16 protein-coding genes are annotated in these 15,590 nt (G+C 43.9%); 7 read left to right on the top strand and 9 right to left on the bottom strand.

Annotated features, from left to right (window positions below; translation table 11 throughout):
• Positions 1-12 precede the first annotated feature (12 nt).
• Positions 13-480 (bottom strand): Cys-tRNA(Pro) deacylase, encoded by a 468-nt coding sequence (gene ybaK / locus T426_RS0100720; RefSeq protein WP_025862621.1) that lies wholly within the window; start codon positions 478-480, stop codon positions 13-15.
• A gap of 12 nt (positions 481-492) precedes the next feature.
• Complete coding sequence (locus T426_RS0100715; protein WP_036985331.1) at positions 493-1,455, bottom strand: tRNA dihydrouridine synthase; 963 nt, start codon at positions 1,453-1,455, stop codon at positions 493-495.
• Positions 1,456-1,581: 126 nt separating this feature from the next.
• On the opposite strand from T426_RS0100715, the gene T426_RS0100710 reads away from it, so the two are divergent.
• The 3 genes from T426_RS0100710 (at position 1,582) to rnpA (ending at position 3,942) form a co-directional block, all read left to right on the top strand.
• Positions 1,582-2,664 carry a DUF4271 domain-containing protein gene (locus T426_RS0100710; RefSeq protein WP_025862620.1) on the top strand — a complete coding sequence of 361 codons (1,083 nt, stop codon included), beginning with the start codon at positions 1,582-1,584 and terminating at the stop codon, positions 2,662-2,664.
• 40 nt (positions 2,665-2,704) lie between these two features.
• On the top strand, positions 2,705-3,454 hold the full coding sequence (locus tag T426_RS0100705) for a uroporphyrinogen-III synthase (RefSeq protein ID WP_025862619.1): 750 nt from the start codon (positions 2,705-2,707) through the stop codon (positions 3,452-3,454).
• Positions 3,455-3,528: 74 nt separating this feature from the next.
• Positions 3,529-3,942, top strand: a complete 414-nt coding sequence (gene rnpA / locus T426_RS0100700) for a ribonuclease P protein component (protein WP_025862618.1) — start codon at positions 3,529-3,531, stop codon at positions 3,940-3,942.
• Between the two features lie 64 nt (positions 3,943-4,006).
• Here the strand turns inward: rnpA and T426_RS0100695 are convergent, their stop codons facing one another.
• On the bottom strand, positions 4,007-5,098 hold the full coding sequence (locus tag T426_RS0100695; protein ID WP_025862617.1) for a chorismate mutase: 1,092 nt from the start codon (positions 5,096-5,098) through the stop codon (positions 4,007-4,009).
• A 4-nt stretch (positions 5,099-5,102) separates the two neighbouring features.
• A complete protein-coding gene (locus T426_RS22310) occupies positions 5,103-6,005 on the bottom strand; it encodes a prephenate dehydrogenase (RefSeq protein WP_025862616.1) in 903 nt (300 codons plus the stop codon).
• On the opposite strand from T426_RS22310, the gene T426_RS0100685 reads away from it, so the two are divergent.
• Entirely contained in the window at positions 6,004-6,300 is a 297-nt protein-coding gene (locus T426_RS0100685; protein ID WP_025862614.1) for a hypothetical protein, read from the top strand. The genes T426_RS22310 and T426_RS0100685 overlap by 2 nt on opposite strands.
• A 7-nt stretch (positions 6,301-6,307) precedes the next feature.
• On the opposite strand, the gene rsgA is transcribed toward T426_RS0100685, so the two are convergent.
• On the bottom strand, positions 6,308-7,258 hold the full coding sequence (gene rsgA / locus T426_RS0100680; RefSeq protein WP_027585145.1) for a ribosome small subunit-dependent GTPase A: 951 nt from the start codon (positions 7,256-7,258) through the stop codon (positions 6,308-6,310).
• Positions 7,259-7,720: 462 nt separating this feature from the next.
• Between rsgA and T426_RS0100670 the strand changes: the two genes are divergently transcribed.
• On the top strand, positions 7,721-9,406 hold the full coding sequence (locus T426_RS0100670) for a S41 family peptidase (protein WP_025862613.1): 1,686 nt from the start codon (positions 7,721-7,723) through the stop codon (positions 9,404-9,406).
• Between the two features lie 79 nt (positions 9,407-9,485).
• Complete coding sequence (locus T426_RS0100665; RefSeq protein WP_025862611.1) at positions 9,486-10,457, top strand: NAD(P)-dependent oxidoreductase; 972 nt, start codon at positions 9,486-9,488, stop codon at positions 10,455-10,457.
• A 68-nt stretch (positions 10,458-10,525) separates the two neighbouring features.
• Here the strand turns inward: T426_RS0100665 and T426_RS22305 are convergent, their stop codons facing one another.
• From T426_RS22305 to T426_RS0100650, 3 genes are all read right to left on the bottom strand, one after another.
• A complete protein-coding gene (locus tag T426_RS22305) occupies positions 10,526-11,026 on the bottom strand; it encodes a response regulator (protein WP_025862610.1) in 501 nt (166 codons plus the stop codon).
• Positions 11,027-11,252: 226 nt separating this feature from the next.
• Positions 11,253-11,993, bottom strand: a complete 741-nt coding sequence (locus T426_RS0100655; RefSeq protein WP_025862609.1) for an inorganic diphosphatase — start codon at positions 11,991-11,993, stop codon at positions 11,253-11,255.
• A gap of 26 nt (positions 11,994-12,019) precedes the next feature.
• Positions 12,020-12,217 (bottom strand): YwbE family protein, encoded by a 198-nt coding sequence (locus T426_RS0100650; RefSeq protein ID WP_025862608.1) that lies wholly within the window; start codon positions 12,215-12,217, stop codon positions 12,020-12,022.
• A gap of 154 nt (positions 12,218-12,371) precedes the next feature.
• On the opposite strand from T426_RS0100650, the gene T426_RS0100645 reads away from it, so the two are divergent.
• Entirely contained in the window at positions 12,372-13,142 is a 771-nt protein-coding gene (locus T426_RS0100645) for a type III pantothenate kinase (protein ID WP_025862607.1), read from the top strand.
• 29 nt (positions 13,143-13,171) lie between these two features.
• On the opposite strand, the gene T426_RS0100640 is transcribed toward T426_RS0100645, so the two are convergent.
• Complete coding sequence (locus T426_RS0100640) at positions 13,172-15,403, bottom strand: tetratricopeptide repeat protein (RefSeq protein ID WP_025862606.1); 2,232 nt, start codon at positions 15,401-15,403, stop codon at positions 13,172-13,174.
• Positions 15,404-15,590: the final 187 nt, after the last annotated feature.

Raw genomic sequence — 15,590 nt, 5'->3', positions numbered from 1 at the left:
TATGCCGGAGTGTCAGGTGAGCGATACGACCTGGGCTCCGGTTGCTTTTTGTAAATCGGAAGGAGTAAGATGAAGCTGCAAGCCACGTTGGCCGGCACTAATGAAAATCTCCTCCTGTTCTAATGCCGACTCATCGACAAAAACCGGGTAATTCTTTTTCATCCCCAAAGGAGAACAACCGCCGCGAATGTAGCCGGTCAGTGGTTCCAATTCCTTCATCAAAACCATGGCGACCTTTTTGTTTCCGGAGGCTTTGGCGGCTTTTTTCAAATCGAGTGAGGCGGCACCCGGAACTACACAAACAAAAATCCCGTTACGATCGCCGCGTGCTACCAGCGTTTTATAAACTTTCTCCACCGGAAGTCCGGCCGTTTCGGCCAGGTGTTCGGCACTCAAATCATTTTCATCGACGGTATAGGTAACCAGTTTGTAGTTGATTTTCAAACGGTCGAGTATACGGGCTGCGTTGGTTTTCTTCATTATTCTCTGTTTTTACCATTCGAATTGACGAAACGCTTCGCCGACTGCCGCGTCGTATTTCGCATCGGAAGTTGCTTTTTTCACTTTCTTCATTGCTTTTCTCGGTTCCGGAAAGTTTTCGCTGAAATAGCTCCAAAACTTAATCATCCGCATATGCTGGTGACTAAAACCGTTTAGCCTTTCAGCGTAAGCAGAATAAACTTCCGCATGAAATTCCCGGAGTAGCTGATTTTTTTCTTTTGGGTCAGGAACAGAAGTCCCGTTTATTTCACCAGCCAGAAAGGGATTCTGCAGGATTCCGCGTCCAATCATGATGGTGGAAATGTTTTCCTGTTCGGTAAAATTCGTTGCATCATCTGCCGTCGTAATATCACCGTTGTAAATAAGCGGATGCTGGCAAATTTCTTTCGCTTCCGCGAATAACTTCCGGTCGGCTTCGCCTTTATACAAGTCTTTGGCGATGCGTGGATGGAGGATGATTTCCGTTACCGGAAAATCGTTGAGCACCTCCAAAACCGGGAAGAGTTCATCTTTCGATTCCTGTCCGGCCCGCAATTTCACCGAAAGGTTGATTTCCGGAAGAGTGAATGCTTTATCAAGAATTTCCCTGATTCTACCGGGATGGGGTAGCAGGCCCGATCCCCGGCCACGTCGGGTGACCATAGGGTACGGACAGCCCAGGTTCCAGTTCATTTCGCGGTAGCCCAATTCGTGAATCTTATTTGCTAATGTTGCAAATTCATTGGATGTTCCGGCCAGGATCTGCGGAACCGGTAAAACGTTTGGGTTATTTTCCGGAAGGATATCCCGCCAGGTGGATTTTTTTACGGAGCCATCGTTTTGAAGCACCAGGTACGGTGCGAAATATTTATTCACTCCACCAAAGAGGCGAAAATGTGCATTCCGGTATACGGCATCGGTATACTCCTGCAAGGGAGCCATGTAGATGCTGATAGGATTTTTCTCTGTATTCATTCTGCAAAAGTAAAGAGGATTAGCGGGCATCGATCAACTTTTGACGAATCAAATCGAAAAATGTGAGATTGCATTGCGTAATCCAATATTTTATATCTTTGCAGAGCCTGAAAAGTGCCTAATTTTATGGTGATTTCCCCTTTATTACAAAGTCAGCAAAGTGATTCTCTGCGAGTAGATTCGCTGGTGCAACCGATTCAAACAGAAACGCATCAGGATACTGCCAAGCCGGTTCTGAAAGTTCAGAGCCAGACGGTAGTCGATACAGCTGCGGCCAGAATATTCAGACAGATGGCTATCAGGGATTCCATCGCGAATGCACAGGCAGAACAGGCTGCCAGGAGGAAGGCCCGGGCAGCGCGTCAAGCCAGAATAAAAGCACAGCAGAAACAAGACTCAATTCAGGCCGCTCAGCAAGCTCAGGCCAACGATACGTTGGTTGTCCACCAGGATTCACTCCAGATTGATTCGCTGACGGTTGTTCGGGATACCCTGCATCAAGACACGCTGACAACTGAGTTGCCGATGATTCCGATGGGAAAGGAAGGAAAGGAATTTGTTTCCGTCCGGCAGGATTGGTTATTGGGAGTTATTTTGGTGGCATTAATCCTTTTTGCATCGGTTCGGTTGGTTTTCGGTAAATACCTCAATCACCTGATGACGAGTTTGATAAACTATTCGACAGCCAGCCGGCTTTTCCGCGAACGCGGATATAAAATTTCCCATGGTTCTTTCCGGTTGGATGTCATGTCTCTGGTGGTGACTTCTATTTTTGTTTACCAGCTCTCCAATCACGACGGTAGTTTTACCTGGCTCGGCCTGGGTGGCTACAAACTGTTGATGGCATATTTTGTATTGTTGGGAGCTTATGGGATTGGAAAGATGATTTTATATCATCTAAGCGGTGCGTTATTTATGAGAAGTCCTGTGATTTCGGAAGTGTTTTTCAATTACGGAATATATACCAAAGCGTTAGGAATTTTTCTGTTACCAATCATAATTGTGACATCTTTGGCTCACGAATGGTCAAAGATTATGTTTGTAGCAGGAATCTCCATTAGCGCGCTTCTCTATACAACATCATTGATCCGGGGAGCTTTAGTGGCCTTACGAAATGGTATTTCTATATTCTATTTGATTTTGTACCTTTGTATCCTTGAAATTTTTCCGTTGCTTTTGGTTTATAAGCTCATTTTCGGGCAGGTATAAACCAGGCGCAAACGCTTTTCACCCAAAAAATCTTGAAAAATTGAAGATCAAGAGCATTTTAGTATCGCAACCAGAACCTACTTCAGCTCGATCTCCTTACAAAGATCTCGCTGAGAAAAACCATTTGAAGATTGACTTTCGTCCGTTTATTCAGGTAGAAGGGATATCTTCAAAAGATTTTAGAAAAGAGCGTATACAGATTCTGGATCACACGGCGGTTATCTTTACGAGTAGAACCGCTATCGACCACTTTTTCCGTATTGCTCAGGAATTACGCATTACTGTTCCTGATTCGATGAAGTATTTCTGTATTTCAGAAGCGACCGCCTTCTACCTTCAGAAATATATCGTTTACCGGAAGAGAAAGATTTTTTACGGCAATGGAAGATTTGCCGATTTGGTTGACATCCTTAAGAAACATAAGGATGAAAAATACATTATCCCGCTTTCCGATATCCATAAGGCAGAAATTCCTGAATTACTGGATAAAGCAAAGCTGAAGTACACCAAGGCGGTCATGTATCGTACGGTAAGCAGCGATCTTTCGGATTTGAAAGATGTGAATTATGACATTCTCGTTTTCTTCAGTCCGTCAGGCATTAAGTCATTACTGCAGAACTTCCCTGATTTTAAGCAGAATGATACCAAGATTGCTACTTTTGGTCCATCCACTGCCAAGGCGGTTCGTGAGGCTGGTCTGAAACTCGATATCGAAGCTCCGGTCCCGGATGCTCCCTCGATGACGATGGCATTGGAGAAATACGTGAAGGAATTTAACAACAAGAAATAAAGCCAAGCTTTAAAAGATAGCTTCGGAGAGAAAGGGGGATGGTTATTCCCCCTTTTTTGTACCGAAAAAAACGCATGGTACGTTATACTTTTCATAAAGAAGAGCGGCTTTGCAGCCGGAAGCTCATCGGAACGATGTTTGAATCGGGGCAGTCCTTTCTCACTTATCCGGTAAAGGTAGTTTATTATACTCCGGAAGCTCTGGATGGTGACACGCCTGTTCAGGTGGGCTTTACTGTGCCGAAGAAAAACTTCAAACGTGCCGTGAAGCGAAACCTCTTAAAACGCAGGATACGCGAAGCTTATCGGTTACAAAAACATGAGTTGCATGAATATTTAAGTACAACCGGTCAGCAAGTGGCCGTTATGTTTATTTATGTGGGAAAAGAACCGCTAAGCTATCGGAAGATAGAAGGAAGTGTAAAAAAAGCGATTAACCGCCTTAAAAAGGAATTGACTAACCGCACCAACACTGAAAAAAAAGCATAAAAAACACGGGCATAAGCGTGATAGGTGCTTTGGGGCCCGTGTTAATAATTGACAGGTGAACAGGTTATTTCTTCTCAATCAATTCTGTTTGCTGACGTACCGAATCCTCGTGAATCAACTGGAAAAGAATTTTCACAAATGTCTCATCCAGATGTAATTTAGCTGCCAGGTTGGAGCGATCGTCCATCATCTGTGCCCAACGATTAATCTGGAGCGCCGTTACTTTATTCTGCTTCTTATACTCACCGATTTGATTAACCAATTCCATCCGTGAAGCCAGAATTTCCATCATTTCGTGGTCAATCTGGTCGATGCGTCCGCGCAATTCTTCGAGTTTATTTTCGAATAACGGATCATCGGAGCTGGCATATTTGATAACCAGGGCATCCAATATTTTACCCAAATCAGCGGGAGTTACCTGTTGGGCCTTATCACTCAGGGCACACGAAGGATCGATGTGCGACTCAAGCATCAGGCCATCCAGTCCCATATCAAATGCTTTCTGTGAGATTTCCAGCAAGTATTCACGCTTTCCGGCAATGTGGCTCGGATCGCCGATAATCGGGAGATTTGGGAGCAATCGCTTCAGCTCGATTACTGTTTTCCAGCTGGGATAGTTCCGGTATTTCGATTCCCGGAAGGGAGTAAAACCACGGTGAATAGCTACGAGGTTCTTAATTCCGGCCTGGTTCAGTCGCTCCAGCGCTCCAATCCAGAGTTGAACATCCGGATTGACAGGATTCTTTACCATAACGGTTTGGTCGGTACCTTTCAGTACGTCGGCAATTTCCTGTACGGTAAACGGAGAAGCTGTTGAGCGTGCTCCAATCCACATCACGTCAACGCCGGCCTTCAGGCACTCTTCCACGTGTTGGGCATTGGCCACTTCAGTTCCAACCGGTAAACCGGTTTCTTCTTTGATCCGTTTCATCCACTCAAGCCCGATTGAGCCAACACCTTCAAAAGAGCCGGGACGGGTACGGGGTTTCCATATGCCACCGCGATAGACAAATACGCGTTTGTCTTTGGCCAGTTCGTGGGCGGTAGCCAGCGCCTGTTCCTCTGTTTCGAGGCTACACGGACCGGCAATCAGCAAGGGATTGTCGATGTTTGGCAGCCAGTGGCTAATGGGCATGATATCCAATTCAGCAACCATTGGGTCAATTTTTAGGAGTAAATAATTGAATTATTGTTTTTTCATTTTTAATCATCGATTGATTACCGCCGTCGAGAATAGTCCGAATGCCATTGGCATGTTTGATGAGCTTCATCATTTCGTCGGTATTTTCATGCTGAATGCTCTTTTTAAAAGCTTCCAGATGCTTTTGATACTCTTCGATGGCTTCCACCATGTAATCGCTATTTTGGTTGAAAATAGGGCCCCACATCTCCGGAGAGCTCTTGGCCAACCGAACGGTGGAACGAAATCCACCGGAAGCCAAATCGAAAATAATGCTCCGGTCTTCTTTGGCTAAAACAGCGTTGGCCAGTGCGAAGGCGGTAACGTGCGGTAAATGTGAGACAAAAGCTGTGTTGTGATCCTGTTCATCGCTGGTCATGTAAGCTGTTGACATCCCGATGGACTGATACATCTTCTCGATAAGTGCCAGATGTTGCGGCCGCGAGTTTTGCTGATCGCAAATGATACAGATTTTGTTTTCGAATAAATTCTCGATGGCAGCAATTGGTCCGCTGTTTTCCGTCCCCGACATGGGATGGGATGGCACGTAGTTTCCTCGTTTCGGATGATTTTGCACCACGGTGACAATTTCACGCTTTGTCGAACCAACATCTGTAACCGTAGCATTGGCCGGAATTAAATCCAGCACCTGCGGAAGAACGAGTTTAATCTTATCGACCGGAATGGCGATAACGACTACATCGGTTTGCTTAATGGCAGTTTCTAACTCTTCATAACGGTCGGCAATACCCAGTTCAACAGCTTGCTTCCCGTGTTCGGGATTACTGTCGACGCCTACAATTTCTGTGGCAAAACCAGTTCGTTTCAGGTCTTTGGCAATGGAACCACCAATTAATCCAAGTCCGATAATCGTTACATTCATGGTTGATAATATCTTAAATTCGTTATTTGCGAAAAAAGCAGACATAAAAAAAGGTCCCCAATCAACTTGGGGACCTTGTGTTTCATATCGTTTCTATTCAGACAATACTTTACCGGTCGATCCCCTCATTGAGGCCGAAATAATAAAACCAGTAATAAAAGCTATTGTTCTGAAATCTATTCATTACTTATCTTTTTCTCTTGTTGTCAAAGTAAAACTTAATAATCTAAAAAAACAAATGCTTTTTCCTTTCGGAATGAAAATTTGTGATGATTTTAACAGTAAGGTAACTTAACAACGTTTTATTTCCAGATATCGGGCCGGTGCTTGGAGTCTTCACCTAATACCATAGAAAGGTACGATTCATAGCGTGTTACCGGTATTTTGCCGTTTTCCAAAGCTGCTTTGACGGCACAACCAGGTTCATGAATGTGTGTGCAGTTATGGTAACGACAGTCTTTCAGTAACTTGAAGATTTCGGGAAAGAAATGGGAAATCTCTTCCTTCTCCATATCAATTACTCCAAAACCGCGAATTCCGGGTGTGTCAATTAGGTAGCCGCCTCCATTCATTTCAAACATTTCGGAAAAAGTGGTGGTGTGTTTTCCCTGACGGTGATAATCCGAAATTTGACCCGTTTTCAAGTCCAGTTCCGGATCGAGGCGGTTAATAATACTTGATTTTCCAACACCGGAGTGTCCGGCCAAAACGTTGATTTTTCCCCGCATGTCATCGCGGAGCGTATCAATATTGAAATTTTTTTCTGCCGATACCTGGTAGCATTTATACCCAATTTCCTCGTAAGTCCATAGATATTCTTCCAGTTTCTGGTAATCCTTTTCGTTATAGATGTCGAGTTTGTTAATGACCAGACTGGCCGGAATACGGTACGCTTCGGCTGTAACCAGGAAGCGGTCAATAAACCCCGGAAGGGTCAGGGGGTCCTTAATGGTAATAATCAGAAATGCCTGGTCGATATTGGCGGCAATAATCTGGCTCTCCTTCGAAAGATTGGAGGCTTTTCGAATGATGTAATTTCGCCGTTCCTCGATGTCAGTGATAACGCCTGTTACGTTGTGCGATTCATTCTCTTCAACTGTATATTTGACCTTGTCGCCAACAGCCACCGGATTGGTGGTACGAATTCCCTTCATGCGGAATTTGCCTTTGATCCGGCAGTCGATAACCTCACCGCTTTCCGTTTTCACTGAATACCAGCTGCCTGTTGAACGTATGACCAATCCTTTTTCCAAATTTGTACAATTTTTACCGCGTAAAACAAGTTGGTTAGTAAAACCGTTTCAAAGTAAGTGAAAAATAGCGGTATCAGGAAGTTGACCTGTACGCAGTGATTTTGTGATTCGGGATAATCCTTTGTGAATAGGGACCTGAGCGTTATAACATCTCTTAACAAGAAATGTAACAATTGATAATTTTGGTTTTATTACCTTTGCTTGATTCCAATTTTAATGAGGAATAAATTACAGATTGATAATCCATTCCATCATTTACCGGCAATTTGGTTATCCAATGACTTTCCGTTTCGGGAAAAAGGTAAAACGGAGGGGATATCATGTAAATGCGTTAAATAGAAATATAAATATTGCGAGTGGGACGGGCCAAAAGCAATTCATAGTAAGTGAAGATTGCTGAAAGTATGGCGGATCCGGTATTATCCGGGACTATCTGACCCTTGAAAAGAAAACAAAGAGCACATGAAAAAAAGACGAATTCTGAAAACGGGCCTGGCGTCCTTACTGGTATTGGTTTTGGCCTTTTCCTTCTGGGGATTTAATCGTGATCAGAAGAATTTTCAGATTGCCAAGAACCTGGATATCTATTACACCTTGTTTAGGGAACTGAATCTCTTCTATGTGGACGATATTGACCCCGGTAAATTGGTGAAAGAGAGTATTGACGACATGCTTGCCTCGCTTGATCCTTATACCGTTTACATCCCGGAATCGGAGATGGAAGACTTTAATTTTATGACAACGGGAGAGTATGCCGGAATCGGAGCGCTTATCAGCAAGCATGGTGATAGCATTGTTGTGGCTGAACCATACAAAGGTTTTCCGGCTCAGAAAAACGGTTTGAAAGCCGGTGATATTTTCCTGGAAGTTGATGGGAAAAAGACTTCAGATATGAAGGTTTCGGATGTTTCGGAATTGCTGAAAGGGCCGGCCAATAAGCCGATCCGACTGAAGATGCAACGTCCCGGAGAGAAGAAGCCTTATGAGGTAAATATTGTTCGAGAAAAAATTCAGATTGATCCGGTTCCTTATTATGGAATGCTGGATGACAGCACCGGCTACATCCGCCTTTCGAGTTTCACCGCCAATTGCGGCGACGATGTGAAAAAAGCATTGCTCGACCTTCGTAATAATAAAGGTGCCAAAAAGCTGGTATTCGACTTGCGTGGAAACCCAGGTGGTTTGTTAGTGGAAGCGGTGAAAATTGCCAATTTGTTTGTTAATCAGGGACAGGAAATTGTCAGCACACGAGGAAAAGTTGCGCAGTGGGACAAAACTTATCGCGCAACAGAAGAGCCAGTGGATACAATTATGCCGATGGTTATTTTGGTTAACCGGGGATCTGCTTCTGCAGCTGAAATTGTGACCGGTTCGATGCAGGATCTGGACCGGGCTGTTATTATGGGAACAAGAACTTTCGGAAAAGGGTTGGTTCAAACTACCCGCGATTTGAGTTATAATTCAAAACTGAAAGTAACCACGGCTAAGTATTACATTCCCAGTGGTCGCTGTATTCAGGCACTTGATTATGCGCATCGTAATCCGGACGGAAGCGTGGGAACGATTCCCGATTCGTTGATTTCCAAGTTCAGCACGAAAGATGGTCGTACGGTATTCGACGGTGGAGGCATTTCACCCGATGTGAAAATCGATCAGGAAACCCTGAGTAACATGGTGGTACAACTGGTTCAGAAGTTTATGATATTTGATTTTGCCACGCAGTTTGCCAACTCTCATCCGACAATCGCACCAGCAGGTGAGTTCAAAATCACGGATGATATCTACAATAATTTCAAAGAGTTTGTCAAAAGTCATCACTTTACCTATGAGTCGAAAAGTGAACAAGCTCTGCAGGATTTGATTAAAACGGCAAAGAAAGAGAAATACTATGACGGTGCTGCCGATGCATTTAAAACGCTTCATGCAGACTTGTCAACCAATATCGATCAGGATATGAATCGTTTCAGCAGTGATATCAAAGACCTGCTGAGGGACGAGATTGTATCGCGTTACTATTACCAGCAAGGTGCCATCAAAGCATCCATGAGTGATGATCCGGATATTCAAGCAGCAGTAAAATTGTTGCATAATCCTGCTAAGTACAAAGCACTACTGGCGCCGGATAATGTGATTAGTGCAATGAAATAATTCTTAAAGTTCAGAATATGAAATGCCCGCTTGTCGGGCATTTTTTCTTTACAGTAAATAACTTTTCAATTAGCCGAAAATGAAACCTAAGATTTTGATTACCTACCGGATTCCGAGAGAAGGCATCCGGGAACTGGAAGAAAAATTTGATGTCATTTATCCTGAAAAGGAAGAATTTACTCCAGCTGACATCGAAAAACGAATTGTGGATTGCGACGCAGTTTTATCGGTTTTCATTCGTCCTGTAACTGCTGAACTGATGGCGCGTGCCCCCAAATTGAAAATCATTGCCAATTTCGGAGTCGGCTACAACAACATCGATGTGGCGGAGGCTACCCGTCGCGGAATCGCGGTTTGCAACACGCCCAACGCGGTTACCGAACCAACTGCTGAAATGGCCCTGGGATTAATGCTCGCTACAATGCGCCGCATCGCTGAAACCGACCGTAATTTGCGCACGAATCCCGATTTTCAGTGGGGAATGATGCGCAACCTGGGTTTCGGTTTAACCGGAAAAACGCTTGGAATTATTGGCATGGGACGAATCGGAAGAGCCTTGGCCCGCCGGGCTGTGGCTTCAGGAATGGAAATTATCTACAACAACCGCAATCGCCTGGATGCATCACTGGAAAAGCCTCTCAATGCTACCTATGTCTCGATGGACGAACTACTGGAGCGTTCGGATGTGATTTCGGTGAATACGCCTTTGACGGAGGAAACACGTCATCTTTTAGGCGAAAAAGGGATGCAAAAAATGAAGGATGGCGTTTTTATGGTCAATACCGCGAGAGGACCCGTGATCGACGAAAAAATGCTGGTTAAATACCTTCGAAACGGAAAGATTGCCGGCGCCGGCCTGGATGTATTCGAAGAAGAGCCGAAAATTACCAAAGAGCTTTTTGAAATGGAGAATGTGGTTTTAACCCCTCACAATGCCACCGGAACCATCGAAACGCGCATTGAAACAGCGAGGGAAGCATCACAAAATATTATCGGTTTCTTTTCAGGAAGAAAAGATATTTCCATCGTGAATCCGGAAATTTTTGCATAAAAATAACCCGCTGAAAATCGTCGGAGTAACGATCGTCAGCGGGTTATCACATACATGCAAATAGGATCTTACCACTCAAATTCCGTTGGGAAGAATACGGTAAGACTTAAAATGAGTATGATAATGACCACCAGCGCAACAAAGAAGAGTGTTACGCCCATTTTGTAGCGTTTGTTACTCTTAACCAGTTGTTGTACCGAGATAATTTTGGTGATCTTATTGACAATTTTTTTCAGTGCCATCTGGTCTTTCACGATATAATCGTAGGCACCGTATTTCATGGTATTAATAGCGACATCAATGCTGTCCTGTCCCGATAGGAAAATGAATTCAATTTCGGGATGCACTTTTTTTGCGGCTTTTAGCACATCAATTCCGTTCATTCCCTCCAGCAAGTAGTCCTGAATAATGATATCGGGTTTTTTCTCCAGGGCGTTCAGACAATCTTCACCACTGGTATAACTTTCTACCCGGTTGAATTTTTTTGAGCGAAGATAGCTAACGACCAGTTTGTTGTAAACCTGATTGTCTTCAACAACGAAAATTAAGGGATCCTTAAGATTTTGCATGTCTGCCTGATTTTGTTTTAGTCGCAATTGCGATGATGAAACGCTGTATAATAATTTTCAAAATATTATTTTAAGAAAAGAGTGAAGATAATAATTTTTTATGATTACCATCTTGAACATCTAATTCTCTACTACAACGTGGTTTTAAGATTATTTATTACCAAGAAAGTTAAAATATTTCAAATTTTAAATTACCTCAGAGCAAAACATCCACCAAATAGTCAGATTATTGGTTAAATGTTTGAATGCTAAAAAGTAATTTCTCCCAGTTTTTTGCCAGCTCTTTTTCATCATTAAAAAGCATATCAGAACCTGCATCTGACAAAATTTTATTATCCAAAATCCCGGAATTAATGGCTACCGTGAATAGTCCGGCTCCTTTAGCTGCCTGAATTCCCAATGGCGCATTTTCTATCACGATAGCATTATGTTGTTTTAAATGCGATTTCTTCAATGCCATCAGATAAGGTTCGGGGTTGGGTTTCCCGTGTTTGACATCCTTTCCGCTAACGATATGATCGGGATCAATCAAATCGGGGAAATCTACTTTCAGGTTGTCAATAAACCGCATGTGCGATGAGCCGGTCACAATCCAGATATCGAGACCTGCAGTCTTTACCTGTTCCAATAGGTTTTTCATCCCTTCCAGGGGAAGAGCACGCGGCATAGTATGCAGTATTTCCGTCTTTCGACGGTAAATTGCCTGGATTTCTTCGTCGGTTGCTGTCCGGTTTTGTGCTTCTTTTACAGCCGTTAAAACCGTTGAGGAACCGGTTCTACCTTCATTCAGGTAAGCCAGTTCTTCATGAAAATGAATACCTGCTTCGGTGAAAGCTTTTGTCCATGATGCCGCGTGATGTCCCATCGAATCATATAATACGCCATCCATGTCGAAGAAAACGGCCTTTAAATCAAAACGATTCAGTTGTTCCTGTTGAAGGTATTTTTTAATTGCCTTGCTAAACATGCGCTAATCAATCTTGGTGCGGAAAGTTAATCCGGTGAAATTTCCTGAACACGACCTACATCTCCCGAAGTTAACCGCACTTTAATGCCATGTGGGTGTGTGGGTGAGTTGGTCAGAATATCTTTCACAACTCCTTCGGTGCGTTTACCGGTTCGCTGGTCTTTTTTCAGAACAATGGAAACATGCAATCCGGCCCTGATGTTTGAACGTTTTTTTCCATCCATAGCGTTTCAATTTCTGATACAAAGAAAGCGCATTCGGTTTACCGGAAGATGAAGCCAGCGTTATTTCCTGTGGAATCGTGTAATATCTGACGTGAAAAGTTTCAAAAAATGCCGGGATGGTGTAGTTTCGTCATGAATATTAAAACTGAAAAACATGCTGCTGGCAATCGATATTGGCAATTCGAACATTGTTTTTGGTATTCACGATAGTGAAAAATGGGTGAATGAATGGCGCATCTTAACGGTAGCCGATAAAACCGCTGACGAATACGAAGTCATTTTCCGTTCCTTGTTGACGAACTCTATCGATTATGTCGAAAAAGTCGACCGGATTGTGGTCAGCAGCGTAGTTCCTCAGCTTTTACGGGCTTTCACCGAGATGATGGATTCGTTGTTTAGCGTGAAACCGTTGATCGTTGGTCCGGAGATTTACCCGATGCTTCCTCTGAAAGTCCTCAATCCATACGAAATCGGAACCGATTTGATTGCCAACTCAATGGCTGCTTACAAGCGGTTTGGTTCGTTGTGTACCGTTGTCGATTTTGGAACGGCTTTGACACTTACCACTATTTCGGATGATGGGGAAATCCTGGGTGTTTCCATCGCTCCGGGATTAAAAACAGCCATTAAATCGTTAACCGGAAATACCGCTCAGTTGCCTTCGGTGCATTTAACACCACCACCTTCGGTACTCGGAGAGAATACGGTTCATGCGCTGCAATCAGGTATTGTGCTGGGCTATTCAGGATTAGTGGATCATCTGATTGATTTGACACGGAACGAATTGGGGAAACTTCCTGAAGTGATTGCTACCGGCGGCTTGGCCAATGTGCTTTCGCCCATTTCAAAATACATCCGGGTTGTCGATCAACAATTGACGCTCGAAGGTTTACGCCTGATTAGTGAAACGATTGAACTACATTAAAAAGCCGGCGAAAGTGGCGGCATATTATTTTACGATTCAAGTGAATAGCGCAACTGGTCGAGCATAATCGGAACATCTTCCGGATCAATTCCCTGTTTGAGTAAGTGTTCTATATCTTCGTCGAAAGCAGCCATAAATTCCGCTTCCGAGTTTTCTTTGTTCCGGATACTCTTCCGGTACCATTCCAAAGCTTCTTTCCGGTTACCGAGGCACCATTGCACATGTCCCATATTCATCAGATCGTATTTGTTGGGCGAACCGTCAATCAGTTTCCGATAATAATTCTCCGATTGCTCCAGCTTACCAACGAGCAATGATGACCAGGCAAGGGGGCGCCAAACATTTTTGTTTCCAGGAGATAAATACTCCACCTTAAAATAATACTTTAAAGCATCTTCGTATTTTTTTAGCTCCATGTAGCAATGCCCAACAGAGATGTGCGTACTCAGATTATCGGGTTCCAGAATCTCGGCTTGTTTGTAGTAATCCAACGCTTTTTCCGGTTCCTTCAGGTTACGGTAACAAAGCGCAATTTTCTTGTGGTTCCAGATTTTATTGACATCGAATAAGTCGGCTTTCAGATAATACTTAAGCGCTTCCTCGTAATTGCCGGTTTTCTGGTAACAAAAAGCCACTTTTTGGAGAAGCTCGCCATCTTCGTTTTCCTGCAACAGCATGAGATAAATTTCCGATGCCTCATCGAAATAATTCTTGGCAAAATAGAATTCGGCCATTTTCCGAAGAATTCCCAAATCTTCCTGTAAAAGGGGCAGGAACGTGTTTTTGTTGTGAAAATCGAGCCGCCAGGCGAACACATCTTCGAAATCGGTGTGGTTGGGATGCAGTTTAAAGAAGCGGTATAAATCCTGGATGTATTGATTGGAAGCCACTTCAGCAGCTTTGTTCGGCGAAACGGCCATCTCATCTTGTTGCAATTCCTCCATCTGGTCCATTTCCGCCTTGAGCGAACCCGACATCATCTCTTTGTATTCATTCGGAATGTTTTGCAAACTCAGGCAGAACGAGTATTTATCGGAGTTACAAAGCATCGGCGATTTGACGATGGCTTCCATAAAAGTGTTGGTCGCTTCGTCGCCTTTGTCTCCGGTGATACCACTGATTTCGGGATGCTGCGGGAAAAAGGGTATAAACCAATTTACAAACTCACTGAAAAACGGAAAATTCTTCAACATGGAAAAAGAGCCCATGAACACATCGGCACCCTCCATTTGCAGTTCCGATAACTCTTCCATTTTGTCCATCAAACCGGGCGATTCGCTGAAAATATCCTGCCAATCCGGGTTTTTATCGTCCATCATTCCTTCGCCCATCAGGTTGTCCATGTTCAGTTTGTTCCGGAGGTTCGGACTCAATCGCATCATTTCCGGAAGAATTTCGTCCTGCAGGCGACGTTGGAGTTCCTCGGTTTCCTTGCTTCGGATAAACTGTAGAATCACTTTTTCGAACAACCGCTTGAATTCGGGATCTTCGTTCAGAATAGCCAGCCGGCCGGTAATCTGGGTAAAGAAGGGAAGGCGCAAATCGTACTGGTACAATGTAAGCATCAGGCCAACCAATGCCCGCTGACGAACCAGTTCGTCGGTGGTATCGTAAACTTCAAAGAGCAAATTGAATTTCTGCTCATCGAAATACCGGGCCAGACTGAATGTGAGTGCTGTTGCAAACAAGGCTTTTTCGTGAACCGGAATGCTTTCGCCGGAAAGGAAATTCCGGGCAAAGCTCATTTCATCATCGGTTAGTAAGTCCCGGAACCAGAAATGATAGAAAACGTAATTCAGTTTTTCCAGGTGGGTGCGCGCTGCATTTTCATTTCCCGGCTGAGCCGAAATCGATTCATCAATCAATGACTGCAGCTCGTTATGCACGTGGAACTCTTCAATTTCCTGGAGTGTTTCCGAAAGATTTTCGATGTATAGTCCCGCAAAGCCTCTTTTCTTCTGGTAAGGAAACAGGTTGGAAAAACGCATCCTCAGGGTTTCGGTCACCTTATCGGCCAGCTCGAAAGTCGAGACAAGCAAATGGCGGTAGACCTTCTGTCTTTCGGGGTCGTTAATCCCTTCGACCGTGTACTGCAGCATGTATTTGTATGTCTGCTCGAGGTTGTGGTATTCGTCGCGAAAATCACCCGCTCCGGTTTCCGTAATCAGCTGTTCCAGCAGGTCGAATGCGGGTTTCAGCTTCCGCGAAGCAAGTAACTGACAAATCTCGTTGTACTTTTGCGTTATCTCCTGATCATTCATAATGTATTCTTCCTATGTGAGCGTTGTTGGCAGAAATAGCCTTTCCGGTTATTCATCGATCAAAAGCCGAACCAATCAATCAGTTGTTCTATCCTTCGGCGGAGAGATGTGTTTATACCACCATAAAAGAATGAATAAAATGCAGTAAGTTAGTTTATTACTGTTTCTTAAGCTTGAGTAGACGATA

Source organism: Prolixibacter bellariivorans ATCC BAA-1284, from assembly GCF_000621705.1.
Lineage (GTDB): Bacteria > Bacteroidota > Bacteroidia > Bacteroidales > Prolixibacteraceae > Prolixibacter > Prolixibacter bellariivorans.
Note: the sequence above shows the minus strand (reverse complement) of the source record. Positions and strands in the feature narration are given on the sequence as shown.